Annotated in this window: 15 protein-coding genes and 1 pseudogene; 5 read left to right on the top strand and 11 right to left on the bottom strand. The window is 62.2% G+C overall.

Annotated features, from left to right (window positions below; all coding sequences use genetic code 11):
* Positions 1–62 precede the first annotated feature (62 nt).
* From C4N04_RS14375 to C4N04_RS14365, 3 genes are all read left to right on the top strand, one after another.
* Positions 63–1,079: a TRAP transporter substrate-binding protein gene (locus tag C4N04_RS14375; RefSeq protein WP_096763928.1), complete on the top strand. Its 1,017-nt coding sequence runs from the start codon at positions 63–65 to the stop codon at positions 1,077–1,079.
* Positions 1,080–1,143: 64 nt separating this feature from the next.
* Positions 1,144–2,004, top strand: a complete 861-nt coding sequence (locus C4N04_RS14370) for a shikimate dehydrogenase (protein ID WP_106796331.1) — start codon at positions 1,144–1,146, stop codon at positions 2,002–2,004.
* Between the two features lie 23 nt (positions 2,005–2,027).
* Positions 2,028–3,917 (top strand): sugar phosphate isomerase/epimerase and 4-hydroxyphenylpyruvate domain-containing protein, encoded by a 1,890-nt coding sequence (locus C4N04_RS14365; RefSeq protein ID WP_106796330.1) that lies wholly within the window; start codon positions 2,028–2,030, stop codon positions 3,915–3,917.
* 9 nt (positions 3,918–3,926) lie between these two features.
* On the opposite strand, the gene C4N04_RS14360 is transcribed toward C4N04_RS14365, so the two are convergent.
* From C4N04_RS14360 to C4N04_RS14345, 4 genes and pseudogenes are all read right to left on the bottom strand, one after another.
* Positions 3,927–4,940, bottom strand: coding sequence for a LacI family DNA-binding transcriptional regulator (locus tag C4N04_RS14360; RefSeq protein ID WP_096764520.1), 1,014 nt, complete (start codon positions 4,938–4,940; stop codon positions 3,927–3,929).
* Positions 4,941–5,045: 105 nt separating this feature from the next.
* Complete coding sequence (locus C4N04_RS14355; protein WP_106796329.1) at positions 5,046–6,056, bottom strand: zinc-dependent alcohol dehydrogenase family protein; 1,011 nt, start codon at positions 6,054–6,056, stop codon at positions 5,046–5,048.
* A gap of 31 nt (positions 6,057–6,087) precedes the next feature.
* A complete protein-coding gene (locus C4N04_RS14350) occupies positions 6,088–6,858 on the bottom strand; it encodes an L-iditol 2-dehydrogenase (protein WP_106796328.1) in 771 nt (256 codons plus the stop codon).
* Between the two features lie 132 nt (positions 6,859–6,990).
* Positions 6,991–8,305: pseudogene (locus C4N04_RS14345) on the bottom strand (sugar ABC transporter substrate-binding protein).
* Between the two features lie 329 nt (positions 8,306–8,634).
* On the opposite strand from C4N04_RS14345, the gene C4N04_RS14340 reads away from it, so the two are divergent.
* A complete protein-coding gene (locus C4N04_RS14340) occupies positions 8,635–9,618 on the top strand; it encodes a sugar kinase (RefSeq protein ID WP_106796327.1) in 984 nt (327 codons plus the stop codon).
* 3 nt (positions 9,619–9,621) lie between these two features.
* Entirely contained in the window at positions 9,622–10,899 is a 1,278-nt protein-coding gene (locus tag C4N04_RS14335) for a D-tagatose-bisphosphate aldolase, class II, non-catalytic subunit (protein WP_096769072.1), read from the top strand.
* Between the two features lie 51 nt (positions 10,900–10,950).
* Here the strand turns inward: C4N04_RS14335 and C4N04_RS14330 are convergent, their stop codons facing one another.
* From C4N04_RS14330 to otsB, 7 genes are all read right to left on the bottom strand, one after another.
* Positions 10,951–11,715, bottom strand: a complete 765-nt coding sequence (locus C4N04_RS14330; RefSeq protein ID WP_096769073.1) for an SDR family NAD(P)-dependent oxidoreductase — start codon at positions 11,713–11,715, stop codon at positions 10,951–10,953.
* A gap of 41 nt (positions 11,716–11,756) precedes the next feature.
* Positions 11,757–12,485, bottom strand: coding sequence for an SDR family oxidoreductase (locus C4N04_RS14325; RefSeq protein ID WP_096769074.1), 729 nt, complete (start codon positions 12,483–12,485; stop codon positions 11,757–11,759).
* Between the two features lie 25 nt (positions 12,486–12,510).
* Positions 12,511–13,770: an ABC transporter permease gene (locus tag C4N04_RS14320; protein ID WP_096769075.1), complete on the bottom strand. Its 1,260-nt coding sequence runs from the start codon at positions 13,768–13,770 to the stop codon at positions 12,511–12,513.
* Complete coding sequence (locus C4N04_RS14315; RefSeq protein ID WP_096769076.1) at positions 13,767–14,588, bottom strand: ATP-binding cassette domain-containing protein; 822 nt, start codon at positions 14,586–14,588, stop codon at positions 13,767–13,769. The genes C4N04_RS14320 and C4N04_RS14315 overlap by 4 nt, the downstream gene beginning before the upstream one ends.
* A gap of 69 nt (positions 14,589–14,657) precedes the next feature.
* A complete protein-coding gene (locus tag C4N04_RS14310; RefSeq protein ID WP_199852468.1) occupies positions 14,658–15,731 on the bottom strand; it encodes a sugar ABC transporter substrate-binding protein in 1,074 nt (357 codons plus the stop codon).
* Between the two features lie 237 nt (positions 15,732–15,968).
* Positions 15,969–16,853, bottom strand: a complete 885-nt coding sequence (locus C4N04_RS14305; RefSeq protein WP_040113115.1) for an AraC family transcriptional regulator — start codon at positions 16,851–16,853, stop codon at positions 15,969–15,971.
* Positions 16,854–17,053: 200 nt separating this feature from the next.
* Entirely contained in the window at positions 17,054–17,812 is a 759-nt protein-coding gene (otsB, locus tag C4N04_RS14300) for a trehalose-phosphatase (protein WP_040113116.1), read from the bottom strand.
* Positions 17,813–17,869 lie beyond the last annotated feature (57 nt).

The following is a 17,869-nucleotide window of genomic DNA, read 5'->3' as shown; positions in this document are numbered from 1 at the left end:
GACGGCGATGGAATTTCAACGCAGCCGGAGGGAGATGCCGGCTCTATCCTGGGAGGAAAACAATGCTGAATAGATTGACGAAACTGGCGCTGGGACTGGCCCTGCCAATTGCCCTCTTGGCAAGCGGCCCAGCAATGGCTGAAATCCGCGAACACAGCCTCAAATTCGCTGCCGCCAACAATAAGGGCCATCCCCAGGTCATGGGCATGGAGAAGTTCGCCGAGCTGGTGAAGGAAAAGAGCGGCGGCAAGATCGAGGTCAAGCTGTTTCCGGGCGGCGTACTCGGCGGCGACGTTCAGACGGTGTCGGCCCTGCAGGGCGGCGTCATCGAGATGACGGTGCTCAACGCCGGCATTCTCGCAAGCAACGTCAAGCAGTTCGGCGCCGTCGACCTGCCCTTCCTCTTCAACAGCGGCGAAGAGGCGGACAAGGTGATGGACGGCGCGTTCGGCACCAGCCTGATGAAACTCCTGCCCGACACCGGCCTCGTCGGCCTCGCCTATTGGGAGCTCGGCTTCCGCAACCTCACCAACAACCGTCATGCGGTCACCAAGCTCGAGGACATCAAAGGTCTGAAGATCCGCACCATCCAGTCACCGATCCCGATCGAGCTCTTCAATAGCCTGGGCGCCAATGCGGTGCCGCTGCCCTATACGGAACTCTATACCGCGCTCGAAACAGGCACCGTCGACGGCCAGGAGAATCCGGCTGCCAACATCATCAACGCCAAGTTCTTCGAAGTGCAGAAGTACATGACGGTGACCCGTCACCAGTACAATCCGCAGATCGTGCTCATCAGCAAAAAGTTCTGGGACGGCCTGAACGACGAGGAAAAGGCGGTCTTCGAGGCGGCTGCGACCGAAGCCCGCGACTATCAGCGCAAAGTTTCCAGGGAGCTCGACGCCAAGGCGATCGACGAAATCAAGAAGACCGGCATGGAAGTCGCCGAACTCAGCCCCGAAGAAACGCAGAAGCTGCGCGATGCCGTCAAGCCATTGGTTGACAAGTTCGCGGCTCAGATCGGCGCCGATACCGTCACGCAGCTCTTCAAGGAGCTCGACACGGTTCGCGGCAAGTAAGCAGATCGGGCCCGCGGGCGACCCCGCGGGCCTTCCCCATCACGAGCAAGACAGGAACTGGCGCATGGCCGAGACACTCCTGAAACCGTTGAAGGCCGGGCTGATAGGCTCCGGCATCCAGGCCTCGCTGACGCCTGCCATGCATATGAAGGAAGGTGCGGCTCAGGGGCTGGATTACGACTACGAGCTGATCGACCTCCTCAAACTGAATGCGTCGCCGGCCGATCTTGCGCGTTTGATCGGCGATGCCGAAGCGCGTGGACTTGCCGGTCTCAATATCACTCATCCCTGCAAGCAGCTCGTCATTCCCCTGCTCGACGAGTTGTCGCCTGAGGCCCGGGCGCTCGGCGCCGTCAACACCGTCGTCCTGAAGGACGGCCGGCGCTTTGGCCACAACACCGACTGGTGGGGCTTTGCCGAGAGTTTCCGGCGCGGGATGCCGCAGGCAGACCTTTCTTCCGCCGTACAGCTTGGCGCAGGCGGGGCCGGCGTGGCAACCGCCTATGCGATCCTGACGCTCGGCCTTAAGCGGCTGACCGTCTTCGATCGCGAGCACGAGCGCGCCGTCTATCTGGCCGAAACGATGTCCGCGCTCTTTCCCGGCGCCTCGGTCGCCGCGGGAAATGATCTGGAAGCACCGATGAATGGCGCATCCGGCCTGATCCATGCGACACCGACCGGCATGGCCAAATATCCCGGCGTGCCGCTTCCGCCCGAACTCCTCGAACCAGGGCACTGGGTTGCAGAGATCGTCTACTTCCCCCTTGAGACCGAACTTTTGCGGCAGGCGAGGCAGCGCGGCTGCCGGACGCTCGACGGCGGCGGCATGGCAGTCTTCCAGGCGGTTGGCGCCTTTCGGCTGATCACCGGCAGGGAGCCCGATGCCGGCCGTATGCTTGCGCATTTCAAGACGATGACGACCTAACGCGTATCGGAAGGACCACTGCGATGAAGACATCGATAGCGACCGTCTCGCTGAGCGGCGACCTCAGCGATAAGCTGGAGGCGATCGCCAAGGCCGGTTTCGACGGGGTGGAGATTTTCGAGAATGATTTCCTGATCTTCGACGAGAGCCCGAAGGAGGTCGGCCGCATGGTGCGCGATCTCGGCATGGAGATCACGCTGTTTCAGCCGTTCCGCGACTTCGAAGGCATGCCGGAGCCGCTGCGCAGCCGTACCTTCGACCGGGCCGAACGCAAGTTCGACCTCATGCAGGAGATGGGCACCGACCTCGTGCTGGTCTGTTCGAACGTCTCGCCGGCCGCACTCGGTGGCCTCGACCGGGCAGCGGCGGATTTTCATGAACTCGGTGAGCGCGCCGCCAGGCGCGGCCTGCGCGTCGGCTACGAGGCACTTGCCTGGGGCCGCCACATCAACGATCACCGCGATGCCTGGGAGATCGTCCGGCGGGCCGATCATCCGAATATCGGCCTGATCCTCGACAGCTTTCATACGCTGTCGCGCAAGATCGACGTCAATTCGATCCGCTCGATCCCGAAGGAGAAGATCTTCATCATCCAGCTCGCCGATGCGCCGCTGATCGACATGGATCTGCTCTACTGGAGCCGGCACTTCCGCAACATGCCCGGTGAAGGCGACCTGCCGGTGCTCGACTTCATGAAGGCGGTCGCCGCCACCGGTTATGACGGCTATCTGTCGCTGGAGATCTTCAACGACCAGTTCCGCGGCGGATCCGCCAGTGCGATCGCGGTCGATGGCCGCCGTTCGCTGATCTATCTCGGCGATCAGGTCAAGCGCCAGCAGCCGGAGAGCGCCCTGCCGGTGCCGGTGATGCCGCCGCGCGCCAAGGTCGAGGGCATCGCCTTCATCGAGTTCACCGCCGACGAGGACGAGGCGGCGGCGCTCGAGGCGCTGTTTGCAAGCCTCGGCTTCCGCAAGGCGGCCAGGCATAAGAGCAAGCAGGTGACGGTCTTTCGCCAGGGCGCGATCAATCTCGTCGTCAACACCGAACGCAAGGGTTTTGCCAGCGCCTCCTATGCCGTGCACGGCACCTCGGCCTATGCCGCAGGCCTGATGGTCGACGATGCCAAGGCGGCGCTGCAGCGCGCCGTCGCACTCGGGGCGGAACGCTTCGAGCAAGCGCTCGATGCCGGCGAGATCGAGATGCCGGCGGTGCGTGGCGTCGGTGGCGGTGTTCTCTATTTCCTCGACCGACAGAGCGAGCTTGCCCGCATCTGGGAGATCGAATTCGATGCGATCAACGACGAAGCCGCGCTGCAGCCGGCCGGGCTGCAGTCGATCGACCATATGGCGCAGACGATGAAATACGAGGAGCTTTTGACCTGGCTGCTCTTCTACACCTCGCTTGTCGAGGCCGAGAAGACGCCGATGGTCGATATCGTCGATCCCTCCGGCATCGTCCGCAGCCAGGTGGTGGAGAACAAAGAAGGCTCGCTGCGCATCACCATGAACGGCGCGGAAAACCGCAACACGCTCGCCGGCCGCTTCATCGCCGAGACCTTCGGCTCCGGCATCCAGCATCTCGCCTTCAGGACCGACGACATCTTCGCGACCGCCGCCGCCCTTGCCGCGAACGGCTTCGTGTCACTTTCGATCTCGCCGAACTATTATGACGATCTCGAAGCCCGCTTCGGCCTCGATGCCGAATTCGCCGAACGCCTCAAGGCCAACAACATCCTCTATGACCGCGACGAGGCCGGCGAATATTTCCAGCTCTACAGCCCGACCCATGGCGAGGGACTGTTCTTCGAGATCGTCGAGCGGCGCGGTTACCGCGGTTATGGCGCCGCCAATGCCATCTTCAGGATTGCCGCGCTGAGGAAACATTTGCGGCCGCCGGGACTGCCTCGCGCCTGAGGCGCCACGTCACGCCGAGGTCCGCAGCATGAGCTCGGCATTGAGAAGAATGCGGGCCGCCGGCGTGGTGGCAAGACCCTCGCCCTCGTCGAGCCTGCCGAGCAGCATTTCGATCGCAAGCCGCCCGATCTCGTTATAATTCTGCGCCACCGTCGTGATCGGCGGGCAGGCGTATCGCGACAGCGGGTGATCGTCATGTCCGGCGACCCGCAAGTCGTAATTGGCGCCATGGCCGACCTTGAGGCCGAGCTGGAATGCGGCGGCGATGACGCCGAAGGCGACGCGGTCGTTGGCGCAGAGCACGGTGCGCTTGGGAAAACCCTGGCCCGACGTCAGGATGCGGGTCGCTTCCTCGAAGCCGAAGCGCTCGAAGTCCCAGCTCTTGCTGTCTGTCAGCTCGACGATGCTCGGCGCCATCTTGAACTGTTCCATCGCCTCCAGATAGGCCGTCTGCCGCGTCAGCGCATTGGTGTTGACATGCGGCATGCCGAAATAGCAGGGCGGTTCGCCCGACCGGCAAAGATAGTCGACGATCAGGTTGAAGCTCTGGCGGTTGTTGGTGCCGACGAAGGAGGATGTCTCGTCGAGCGGCGAGTCGACATAGATAAGTGGAACGCTGCGGCCGAGCTCGTCGAGCGTGGCGTGGTGAGATTCCACGCCAAGCGGCGCGATGATCGCCCCGGCGACATTCATTGATTTCAGCGTCTTGATCGCCCGGTCCTCCATTTCGGCCTTGCCGTCTGACGACAGGACGAAGGCGAGGAAGCCGGCCTCGTTGGCGATCATCTCGATGCGGCGGGTGAGCGCCATATAGAAAGGATCGGTGGAATTGGGGATGATGACGCCGAGAATGTTGCTGCGCCGCCGGTTGAGGTTGACGGCGAAGATGTTCGGCCGGAAACCTGATTTCTTCAGCGCCTGCTCGATCGTCTCCCGCGTCTTCTGGCGCACCGACATCGGATCGCTGAAATATTTCGAGACGGTTGGACGTGACAGGCCGACGAACTCCGAAAAGTCCTCCATGGTTTTGATCGTCTTTCCCACCATCTGATCTCCTGACGCGGCGTCTCCGACGGTTTCTAGATGACTCATCGCCGGACGAAAAGCGGCGCTGTCGATCACCCGAACCTAGTCTATGGAGAACTGCACCTTCATCGTTGCCGGATCGGCGGACTTTTTGGTGATGAAGGGAAGCACTTCGCCAAGCGGCAGCCGGTGGGACACCAGCTGCGCCATGGCGCCAGTATCCCTCCTGAGAAGGTCGAGCGCCTGAGGAATGTTGCGGTTCAGCGAATGAGAGCCGGCGAAGCGGATCTGCCGCCGGAAGATTTCGAATGGCGCAATGGAAATGCGCTGATCGGGGGAGCAGACGCCGAAGACGAGAACCGTGCCGCCATCGGTGGCGAAGTCGATCATGCCTTCGACGACGCGGGCAACGCCGGTTGCATCGGCAACGAAATCAAAGCTGCGGCGGCGGCCGGCGAGCGCTTCGGAGCCGGAGACGGCCGTCTCCAGTCCCAGCCGTTCGGCAAAGGCCAGGCGGCCCTCGTTGATATCGGCAACCGTCACCGACGAAACGCCTTCGGTCTTCAGGGAAAGCGCCAGCAGCAGCCCGATCGGTCCGGCGCCGAAGACCAGCGCCGTTTCGGTTCCCGCCGCGCCGGCCCGCAGGCCGGAGCTGCCAAGGCCGTTCAAAACGCAGGCGAGCGGCTCGGCGAGCGCGGCGAGATTGAAGTCGAGATTGCCGATCTCATGCAAGTGGTCGGTTCTGACCAGGCTGTATTCGGCAAAACCGCCGTCCTCCGTCACACCATAGGCCTTCAGATCGCGGCAGAGGTTGGTCAATCCCTTGCGGCAGGCCCGGCACGCTCCGCAGGGAAGATTGGGATCGACGACGACGCGGGCGCCGACGGCAAGGCTGGAGACATCGCCGGCCACGGCCTCGATCACACCGGCATATTCATGACAGGGGACCAGCGGAAAGCGGCCCTCGCCGTAACGGCCGTGGAGGACGTCGATATCGGTGTGGCAAAGACCGGCGGCGCGCACGCGCACCAGCGCATGGCCGGGCCGCATTTCCGGCAGCGGCAGCGCCTTTGTGACCGCGATGCCCTTTTCGGTATAGCAGATGGCTTCCATTTCAGACTCCGGACTTCTTGCGCAAGGGCGATCAGCTCATCCAGTTGCCGCCGTCGATATTGTAGGTCTGGGCAAGGATATAGTCGCTGTCCGATGAGGCGAGGAAGACAGCGAGGCCCTTGATGTCGTCGGGTGTGGCGAAGCGGCCGATCGGAACGGATTTGGCGACGGCGGCCTTCTTCTCGCCGGGCTTCAGCCCCTCCCATTTGGCAAAATGCGCGTCGACGACATCCCAATGCTCGCCGTCGACGACGCCCGGCGCGATGGCATTGACGTTGATGCCGTGTTTGACGAGGGCCAGTGCTGCCGACTGTGTCGCCGAGATGATCGCCGCCTTGGAAGCGCAGTATAAAAGCACAAGCGCCTCGCCGCGCCGCCCGGCCTGGCTGGCCATATTGATAATCTTGCCGCCCCTGCGCCGCTTAATCATGACGTTCGAGACCGCCTTCATCATGAAGAGCGGCCCCTTCAGGTTGATCGAGAAGACCTTGTCGTAGCTGGCCTCGGTTATTTCGTTGACCGGAGCCATGTCGAAAATGGCGGCGTTGTTGACGAGGATGTCGATGCCGCCGAACTCCTTGTCGATCTCTGCAACGAGAGTGTCGATGGCCGGCAGATCCGTGACGTCGAGCTTCATCGCCTTGGCCGCAGGGCCCATCGCGGCGGCGGATTTCGTTGCCCGTTCGATGTCGATATCGGCAATGACGACCTTGGCGCCTTCCTTGACAAAGGCCTCGGCAAAGCCGAGGCCGATACCGCGCGCGCCGCCGGTGATGAGGGCGACCTTGTCTTTCAGTCTCATGTCGTTCTCCAGTCTAGCCGGTTTGATGCCGGTAATGCGAAATGCGGCCACTCGCCTGACCAGAAGGTCCCGCCAGTCGTGCCGCCGGGACTTTCCGGGAGGAACTCGCGGCAAACCGCGAGGATGAAAGGTTCACTTCGGGTAGCCGGCCTTCTTCATGTCGCGTTCGACCTGTTTCTGGGCATTGTCGAGAGCGGCATCGACCGATTGCTGCCCGGACAGCGCGGCGGCGATCTGCTGGCCGACGAGTGTGCCGATGCCCTGGAACTCGGGAATGGCGACGAACTGAACACCGGTATAGGGAACGGGATCCTTGGTCGGCTTGGACGGATCGGCCGAGAGGATCGCCTTCAGCACGGTGTCGGCAAAGGGGGCCGCCTTTTGATATTCCGGCAGGGCGTAGGTCGATTTTCTGGTGCCGGGCGGCACCGCGACCCAGCCCTCCGTCTCACCAACCTTCTTGACGTAGTCCTTGGACGTCGCCCATCTCAGGAACGATTTGGCCGCATCGAGCTTGGTCGAGGTAGCCGGGATCGCCAGGTTCCAGGACCATGACCAGCTCGATCCATTCGCAGTGACGGCGATAGGCGCGCGCGTGAAAGCGATCTTGTCGGCGACCTTGCTCTGCTTCGGATCGTAGACACGGCCGGCAGCCGACGTGGCATCGATCCATATTGCGCAGTGGCCGGTCGAAAATAGCGCCTGGTTTTCGTTGAAGCCGTTGGCGGTCACGCCGGGAGGGCCGTATTTGGTCATCAGGTCGACGTAGTCTGTAATTGCCTTCTTCCACGGCTCCGAATTGATTTGCGGCTTCCAGTCCATGTCGAACCAGCGTCCGCCATAGGCGTTGATCATGGTTCCGAGAAACGCCATGTTCTCGCCCCAGCCGGGCTTGCCGCGCAGGCAAAGGCCGTATTGTTCCTTCGATTTGTCGGTCAGCTTGGCCGCATATTCCTTGATCTGGTCGTAGGTCGGTTCATCAGGCATCTTGATGCCGGCGACATCGAAGAGGTCCTTTGCGGTACAGCGTGAACGAGCTTTCTGTATAGAAAGGCACTGCATAGAGCTTGCCGTCGACGGTCAGGCCCGTCTTGATCGGAGCGAGCAGGTCGTCATAGTCGTAGTCGGCGCCGAGATCGTCAACGGGCGCCAGCCAGCCTTGCTTGCCCCAGATCGGCGCCTCATAGCCGCCGATGGTGATGATGTCGTACTGGCCGCTCTTCGTAGCGATGTCGGTCGTCACCTTCTGGCGCAGGACGTTTTCTTCGAGCACCACCCCATTCACCTTGTTGCCGGTCTCCTTCTCCCATTCCGGCGACAGTTTCTGCATGATGATCATGTCGCCATTATTGACGGTGGCGATCGTCAGTTCCTCTGCAACCGCCAGTCCGGCGGTGAGCGCGAGGCAGGCGACGGATGCAGATAAAACGCAAATGATCTTGCTCATGGTCTCCGCTCCTCCTTTACGGATATTCACACGTAAAATTACATGCGTAAAGTTTATCCGTCATCTTGTCAACCTTGTCAAGGAGGTTTTGGAGGGGCAATCGGCCGGAATTCGAGCGTTTCGCGCGGAAATTTGGTTTGGTACGGGTCAAACGTGAGTTTCGCACGCAAAATAAACTCAGCCTTTCTCTATTGCAGCGCAATATTGAAATTATCGCGCGTAAAATTATTCTTGACTGGTTCTCCTAACCAAGTTACGGGCGGATCGAGGTTTTTTGACGAGTGCGCGGAGCGCAGATGCCGCAGCTTCCCGCATGAAGGAGTTTGCAGATGCCGTCACCGCAAAGGGCGATTGCGCCGGAAGCGCTTGGGCCGACGATCACCGTCGGCGAAATCCTCGTGGAGATCATGGCGACGACGGTCGGCGCGGGTTTCCTCGAGCCGCAATCCCTGACGGGGCCTTATCCGAGCGGTGCGCCGGCCATCTTCATCGACCAGGTTGCGCGTATGGGCGGAGCGGCCGGCATCATCGCCGCCGTCGGCAATGACGATTTCGGCCGCTTGAATGTCGATCGGCTGCGCCAGGACGGCGTCGATGTCTCCGCCATCGCAATCCATGAAGACTGGCCGACAGGCAGTGCTTTCGTTCGATACCGGCCGAATGGCGCCCGTGATTTCGTCTTCAACATCGCCAGATCTGCGGCCGGCCAGGTCGGTTTGACCTCTGCCGCTGAGGCTCTCATCCGGCGTGCCGGCCATGTGCATGTCATGGGAACGGCCCTTACCATTCCCGGTGCCCGCGAGGTGATCCTCTATGCCGTCGAGACGGTGCAGGCCCGCTGCGGTTCGGTGTCGCTGGATCCTAATCTCCGTAAGGAATTGCTGACCGATGACGGCGCGCTGGACAGCTTCAACCAGGTGCTTGCCACAGCCGACCTGCTGCTGCCTTCCGGCGAGGAGCTTTTCACCGCCGCCGGCAGCACTGACGAAACTGCGGCTGTCGCCAAGCTTTTGGAGAGCGGCATTGGCGAGATCGTGCTGAAGCGCGGCGAACTGGGCGCTTCCTTCTTCGGCCGTGGTCTCCCGCGCATCGATTGCGCAGCCCTCACGGTTGACGAGGTCGATCCGACCGGCGCCGGCGACTGTTTCGGCGCGGCCTATCTCACCTGCCGCCGCAAGGGCATGGCGCCGGATGCCGCCCTGCTCCACGCCAATGCGGCCGGCGCTCGCAACGTGACCCGGCTCGGTCCGATGGAAGGCGTCTCCACCCTTGCCGAACTCACAGCCTTTATTGCCGCAACCCCGAGGAGATAGACGATGGACCGGATGTTGACCCGTCTTGCCGCTGCCCGGCGCGAAGGCAGACCCTTCGGCATTACCTCAGTCTGCTCCGCCCATCCCCTCGTCCTCAGGGCTGCCATCCGGCGGGCGGTGCGCGAAGGCGGGCCGGTCCTGATTGAGGCGACCTGCAACCAGGTCAACCATCTCGGCGGTTACACCGGCATGACGCCGGAAGACTTCATCCGCTTTGCCGAGCGCATTGCCGCTGAGGAAGGCCTCGATCGCGCGGGGATGATCTTCGGCGGCGATCATCTCGGCCCCAATCCGTGGCGCAAGAAGACGCCGGAAGCAGCGCTTGAGCAGGCATCGCTTATGGTTGAAGCCTATGTCAGAGCCGGGTTTGGCAAGATCCACCTCGACGCCTCGATGGGCTGTGCCGGCGAGCCGGCGGCACTCGACGACCGGACGATCGCCGAGCGGGCCGCAGGATTGGCAGAGATCAGCGAAAGGACGGCGAAAGCGATCGGCGCGCCGCCGCCGCTTTATATTCTCGGCACCGAGGTTCCGGTGCCTGGTGGCGCCGATCATGCGCTCGAAGAACTCCAGCCGACCGCGCCGGAGGCCGCTCGCGCAACGATCGCCATCCATCGCGAAATCTTTTCGCGAGCTGGGTTGGAGGACGCCTTTTCCCGCGTCATCGCCTTCGTTGTCCAGCCGGGCGTCGATTTCGGCAGCGAGAACGTCATCGGCTACAGGCCCGAGCTTGCGACTGAATTGACCGCGCTTCTCGACGAGGAGCCGCAATTCGTCTTCGAGGCCCATTCCACTGATTATCAAACGCGGGAAGCCCTGACGCGGCTGGTGCGGGATGGCTTCCCCATCCTGAAAGTCGGCCCAGGCCTCACCTTCGCGTTGCGCGAGGCCGCTTATGCGCTCGACATGATCGCGACCGAGATGGTTCCCGGCTACGGCAACAGGCCGCTGGCCGCAACGATTGAGGCGGCGATGCTGTCGGCGCCCGGCGACTGGCAGGCTCACTATCACGGCGATGAGACGGCCTTGCGTCTGCAGCGGCACTATAGCTACAGCGATCGTATCCGCTATTACTGGAACCGGCCTGAGGCGGATAATGCCTTCGAAACACTGCTCGCCGCTCTGCGCGGCAAGACAATCCCGGAGACGCTGCTGCACCAGTTCCTGCCACAGTTCTCGCCGGCCGAAGCTGGCGATCCCGAGACTATATTGATTGCCGCGGTCGACCGCGTGCTTGCCGACTACCAGAGCGCCTGCGGCACCACGCCCATGAACTTCTGAAAGTGAAACAGCATAGCGGCTGGTCGGGACGCCGCCCTGCCCTCTCTAGCTTTACCGCGTCGTATAACCGCCGTCGATCACAAGCACTTCGCCGGTGACATAGCTTGCCGCCGGCGAGCACAGAAACAGGGCAGCACCGGCGACCTCCTCCGGCTGCCCGACGCGCCCCATCGGCGTCATGCTGCGCCAGGTCGGGAACCAGTCGGGATTGTCGATGCCGCCCCGCGACATATCGGTTTCGATATAGCCCGGCGCAATGGCGTTGACGCGGATGTTCTCGGCGGCAACTTCGCTGGCGAGGCTCTTGGTCATCATATGAACCGCCGCCTTGGACGTATTGTAGGCGACCTGGTTCTGCGGGATGTTGGAAACGATGCCTGAGATCGAGCCGATATTCAGAATGACGCCGCCGCCCTGGCGGCGCATGGGCGCGAGCGCGGCGCGGCAGGCGCGGAAGACGGCATCGACGTTGACGGTCATGATCTCGCGCCAGATGGCATCGGAAAACTCGCCGCTGTTGCCATGAATGGCGATTCCGGCATTGTTGACGAGGACGTCGAGCCGGCCGGTCCGCGAAAGGGTTTCCGTCACGAGCTCATCGGCAGCAGGCTCCTTCACCAGATCTGCGGCGATGAACTCGAACTCGACACCGGCCTTGGAGAGCCGTTCCTCAGCGGCTTCGTTGCGCGTTCGTCCCGCGACGACGATCTTGGCGCCCGCCTCGCCGAGCGCTTCGGCGATCGCCAGCCCGATGCCGCGCGTGCCGCCGGTCACCAGCGCCACCTGTCCATTCAGGCGGAATCTGTCGAAGATCATATCCGTTTCCTTTCTGCGTTTGCCGGACGGCTACACCTTCATCAGATGTCCGTGCTCTGCGGCAGGATGACGAGATCGCGGATCGTGACGTTGCGCGGGCGTGTCAGCATGAAGAGCACGGCCTCGGCTACTTCCTTCGGCTCCATCAGGCCGCCGGCGGCGAGCGCCTCATCCAGCTTTTCCTGCGGCCAGTCACTGAGAAGCGCAGTGACGACCGGACCGGGCGCGACGGCGCCGACGCGCAGGCCATGCTTGGCCACCTGCCGTCTGAGCGTGTGGACGAAGGCCTGAACCGCGTGTTTGGAAGCCGTGTAGATCGGCTCCCAGACGACGGGAACCATGCCGGCGACGGAACTCGTCAGGATGATGTCTCCGGTCTTGCGCTCGACCATGTGCGGCAGGATGGCATGCACGGAGCGGAAGGCGGCGTTGATATTCAGGTTGAGCATTCGGTCCCAGGCATCGGGATCGCCGCCCAGCACCTCGCCGCCGATATAGGAACCGGCATTGGCGTGGAAGATGTCCAACTGGCCAGCCTTCTGCAGGATTGCTGGCATCATCTGCGCCACGCTTTCGGGGTTCAAGAGGTCTACCACCAGCGGAATGGCGTCTGCACCGAGTGTCGAGCAGATTTCCCGCAAGCCTTCCTCGTTGCGATCGATCAGCACGACCCGGGCGCCGGAGCCAAGCATCGCTTTGGCGCATTCCAGGCCGATACCTGACGCTGCCCCGGTGACGGCCGCGACTTTTCCAGACAGATCCTGTCCCATTTGCTTCCTCTGCTTTCCTGGTTGTTTAGGCTCGACCGTGCGAAATGCGCGATCGGCGTGCCAGAGAGTCGACGATGACGGCGACGGCAAGAACGGCGCCGGTGATCATGTAGCGAAGCGATGACGACAGATCGAGGAGCGTCAGCCCGCTGGCGATCGACTGGATGACGATGATGCCGAGAAGGGCCGAATAGGCGCTGCCGCGCCCGCCGAACAGGCTGGTGCCGCCGATCACCGCCGCAGCGATGGCGTTGAGATTGACGTCGCCGGTGCCGGCCTGCTGGCTTGCGGTTGCCAGCCGCGCCGCCGAGAGCACGCCGCCGGTTGCGGCAAGCAGGGCACAGGCGACGAAGGCGCTGGCATAGATGCGCGACACATTGATGCCCGAGCGGCGGGCAGCCTCCCTGTTGCCGCCGACGGCCTGCATGGATCGTCCCCATTTCGTGCGCGTCAGCGCATAATTCATCGCGATGACGAGGCCGACGAAGAGGCCGAACATCCAGGGGACACCACGCGACTGGTTGAGATAGAAGGCTACCGCCTCCAGAGCAACGGTGATGATGACGGCGCGCAGAACAAGTCCGCCGGTCGATTTTGACGACAGGCCGGCCGCCCGCCGCCGCGCCGCGGTGCGGTAGCTGGAGAAAAAGAATGCAATGCCGGCAAAGGCTACGAGGGCATAGGCGACAGGATCCGGCATGACCATGATCTGCCCGAAATTCACCAGCCACGAGCCATAGGTCAGATTGATCGAGCCGGTCGATCCGAGAATGTAGAGCTGCAGCCCGAGAACCGCGAGCAGTCCAGACAGGGTGGAGACGAAGCTCGGCATGCCGAAGCGGTTGAAGAGGAAGGCGTAGAGCGAGCCGATCAAGGCGCCGACAGCCATGGCGGCGAGGATGGCGAGCACTACCGGCCAGCCCTGGTTAATCCAGAAGACACCGGTGAGCGCCGAGGCGAAGCCGCTGACGGAGCCGACGGACAGATCAATTTCTCCAACCATCAGAATGCAGACGATGCCGAGCGAGATGACACCAACCGTCGAGCAGTCGAACAGCATGTTGACAAGATTGGCGCTGGAGAGAAACACCGGATTGAGCGCCTGGAATACCGTCCAGATGATCGCCAGGCCGACGATGACCGGCAGCGAGCCGAGGTCCCCGGAGCGGATGCGGTCGATAAAGCCGCGGACCCATCCGGTGAGGCTATCGTCATGGCGTACTCGTTCATCACGCCGGTCTAGAAGCGGAGGTGCTGCCGGTTCGCTCTGAATGGTCTTCATCATGGCCTGCCCTCCTCGTTCTCTTGGCCTTGCGCCTTGCGGCGCATGGCGCGGCGGGAGACGGAATTGTTGGACGCGCCGGTGATCGCGCTGACTAGCGCTTCGTTGGAGGCATCAGGCATGAAGGTGCCGTTGTTGCGCCCGAGCCGAAGGACGACGATGCGGTCGGCGACGGCACGCACATCCTCCATGTTGTGGCTGATCATGATGACGCCAAGGCCGCGCTCGCGCACGCGTTCGATCAGATCGAGCACTTCGGCCGTCTGGGCGACGCCAAGTGCCGCGGTAGGCTCATCGAGCATGATCAGTTTCGGCTCGAGCAAAAGCGACCGGGCGATCGCTACGGTCTGGCGCTGCCCGCCGGAAAGCGACGCCACCGGCTCGCGCACGCTGGGGATTCGGGCCGAAAGCTCGTTCAACAGCTTCCAGGCGCGGATTTCCATGGCGACCTCATCCAGCTGGAAGGGGTTTAGCTCCTTGCCGAGAAAGATATTGGCGACCACGTCGAGATTTTCGCAAAGCGCCAGATCCTGAAACACGGTAGCGATGCCAAGATCAAGGGCAGCACTCGGACTCGACAGATCGACCTGTTTTCCCTCGAATAGGATGGTACCGGAACTGGGCTGGTGCACGCCCGCCAATATCTTGACCAGCGTCGATTTGCCGGCGCCATTGTCGCCGACGAGCGCCACGACTTCGCCGGCATGCACGTCGAGTTCGATATCGGTGAGCGCTGAGACCGCGCCGAAGTTTTTCGATATTCCGCGCAGGCTGAGAACGGGCTGGCGGGCGCCGTCGAGTATATGAGAGGTGTCGGACATCGCCTGGCCTTTCCGAAGCGAAATACGGCAAGCGCAACCGGCGATCCGGCCGCGCTTGCCTTGGCTTGATTAGTTGGTGATGCCGAGCTTCTTGCAGCCCTCGGCATAACGGCCGGTGCACAGTTCCTCGGCGGTGTTGATCTTCTTGTCGATGATCTCGGCCTTGAGGTTTTCGGCGGTGACGACAGCTGGCACGAAGAGCTGTGCCGGCGTGTCATAAAGCGTCATTTCCGCCTTGATCGTCTCTCCTGCCAAGAGCTTCACCGCGACGTTGGCCGCGGCCGCGGCGACGATTTCGCTCGGCTTGGAGATCGTGTTGTACTGATCCCCCGATATGATCAGCTGCAGTGCGGCGATCGTCGCATCATTGCCGGTCACCGGCGGTACGGGGTCGACACCGGCTGCCTTGAAAGCGGCGATGGCGCCTCCGCCGGTCCCGTCATTGGCGGCGACGACGCCGACAATCTGTTTGCCGAAACGGGTGATCTGGCCGGCTGCCCATTGCTGTGCGTTCGCCGGCTGCCAGTTCGGCGTGTCGAATTCGGCAAGCGTCTTGTAGCCGCCGCTGGCGAGGCCCTCGTGAATGCCGTCCTTGATCAGCCCGGCGGCCGCATCGGTCGGCGAACCGTTGATCTGCAGGATGCCGCCGCCGTCGGTCGGCACATTCTTCGCCTTCAGATGCTGGACGAGCGATTCCGCGATCGCCTTGCCGATCGCCTTGTTGTCGAAGGAGACGTAGAAATCGGCCCTGCCCTTCGGGATCGGACGGTCATAGGCGATCACCTTGACGCCCTGGCTCTGGGCGAGCTGAACGAGGGAGGCGGCCGCCGCCGAATCCACCGGATCGAGCACGATGACCTTGGCGCCCTGGGTGATCGCCGAGTTGAATTGCTGCTGCTGTTTGGCGATATCGGCATCGGCATTCTGATAGATGACCTTGCAGGACGCGCAGAGCTTTTTCATCTCCGCGACGAAGCCCGGATGATCATGCTCTTCATAACGGGTCGAGCCCTGGTCCGGCATGAGGAATGCTACCGTCGCATCCGCAACGGCGCTTTGCGCGAAGGCGGAAGTACCGCCGAGCAGGGATAGGGCAAGTGCCGCGGCGCCTGCCGCTTTTGTCGAGAATTTCATCATTTCCATCTCCTCCCATTGGAAAAATTGTGTCGTTTCGTTGTTGCGATGTTCTACTGAACGAGCCGCCTCGCCTGTCCCGGCGGTTTGCAGTTTTCTAAGGACAAGCGTCTGCTGTCGCGAACCGCTCATTGCGTGTTCGCGTTCAAACCAGTGTTAGTATTTGTCTCTCCTCCTCGTCCTCCCTGTCGCCATTTCAGCGGATGGTTGCTTCCTATTACCTGGAACCGTGCTCGTCCGGCGCCCTTATGCCGCCTTGACCACGTTGATATTGTCGCCCAGCAATCGTCGGAAGCGGGAGGGCGTCATGCCCTTTTCCGCGAGGAACTGGCGGTTGAAATTGGATAGATTGTTGAATCCGACCTCGAAGCAGATATCGGTGATCGATGCGTGATCGTCGCTCATCAGGATCTGACAGGCGAGATTGATGCGCAGGCGTTTCACATATTGCACGAGCGACATGCCGGTGTGGCGGCGGAAGGCGCGCGAAAAGGCGCCGGTGGATTGTTCGGCAATCCCGGCAAGATCGGCTTCGTCGAAGGATTTCGTCAGGTTCTCCCTGATATAGGCGAGTGCCTTGTTGATGCCGGCCGACATGTAACCTGACGGATCGGGCAGATAGCTTGGGCTGGCGAGAAGCTGGGCATCCTGCGCCCGGCTGAGCAGGCCGACGATCATCATGAAAAGCTCGATGCGGCGCACGCCGTGGGCCTGCTGCACCTCGTTCATCAGCGGCGCGACCTGCCGGCTGGTCTCGGCGCCGAAGAGCACCCCGCGGCGGGAGGCTTCCAGCACCGGCTCGAAGGGGCCGAGCTCGGCCAGCACCTTCATCGTATCGCTGATGAAATTTTCGCTGAACTGGATGAGCTGGCATCGGAGCGGAATGCTTGATCCCTTGGGGACGTCGCTGATCCAGTTATGGGGAAGATTGGGGCCGGCAAGCACGAGATTGCCCGGTTCGAACTCTCCGATGAAATCGCCCACGAAATAGCGCCCGGTTGTCGCCACGACGAGATGCAGCTCATATTCCGGATGAAAATGCCAGCGAACCGTATGATAGGGATAACCGTGAGCCTTCGTAGCGAAAGATTCGCCCGGCCTGATCTGTACGACTTCCAAGTCAGGTTCCATCGGCTCCTCCTCCGAGGACGGGTTCCAAGCCCACCCGCCAAATTCCCTTTTTGGCTTTATTATTGAGCGGAGTGTAGTGGTCTCGTTTCGCCCTTGCCACCACGATTCGCGGTCAAAACCGATACTTTTTTGACGATCGACGCCGCGCAGGCGGTGCAAAAGATGGCGGCAATCCGCATCGAAGATCGCCCAAACCTAACTCAGGCGGCCAGCGCGGCGATGACGTTCCTGACGAGCGCCGCCGAAGACAGCCGGCTTGTGGCGCAGCTCGGAGCGCCGATCGCCCCGACGCGTATGGAAACGCCGCCACGCGCATTGGCGATCGCAAACATCGACTCATCGGTCAGATCATCGCCGATGGTGATCGGGCACCGGTTCCTGAACGGGTCGGACTGGAAAAACCGCTCCAGCGCATCACCCTTGCTCGAGCGTGCCGGTCGCAGTTCGAACACCATCTTGCCGAGCTGCAGCGCCCAGTTCGGCCCTGCAAGCTCGGCATAATGATGCATGCGCTCTTCGAGCACCTTTTCATATTCGGGCGCGAGGCGGTAATGGGCGGCAACAGCCGCGCCCTTGTCCTCGATCAGCACACCCGGATAGTGCTCGGCTTCCGCGGTCAGCGCATGCTTCAACGCCTGAAACTCGGGTGACGCCTCGAGCGTATGCATCCCGGCGGCACTCCTGATCTCGGCGCCGTGCAGGCCCGCAGTCGGAAATGCAAAGGGTTTAAACAGGGCATCCGCATAGGCAAGCGATCGTCCGGTCACCAGCGCCAGGGCGCCGCCGAGCTTGTTCGACAGACGATGAAGTTGCCCGGGAAGGGCCTCCGGGACCTCGATCGCATCCGGCGTGGGCGCAAGGTTGAGCAGCGTCCCGTCGATATCGAGAAACATTGCCCAGTGCTCCGGCTCATCCAAAACCAATGAAAGCATTTCCTGTGTGGCGTCGTCGTCCTGCACGGTCTTCTCCTAACTCTGCAATCATTGAAGCTAGGTCGCCGACCGGCCGCGACAAGA

It is taken from the genome of Rhizobium sp. H4 (assembly GCF_003013335.1).
Classification (GTDB): Bacteria; Pseudomonadota; Alphaproteobacteria; order Rhizobiales; family Rhizobiaceae; genus Rhizobium; species Rhizobium sophoriradicis.
Note: the sequence above shows the minus strand (reverse complement) of the source record. Positions and strands in the feature narration are given on the sequence as shown.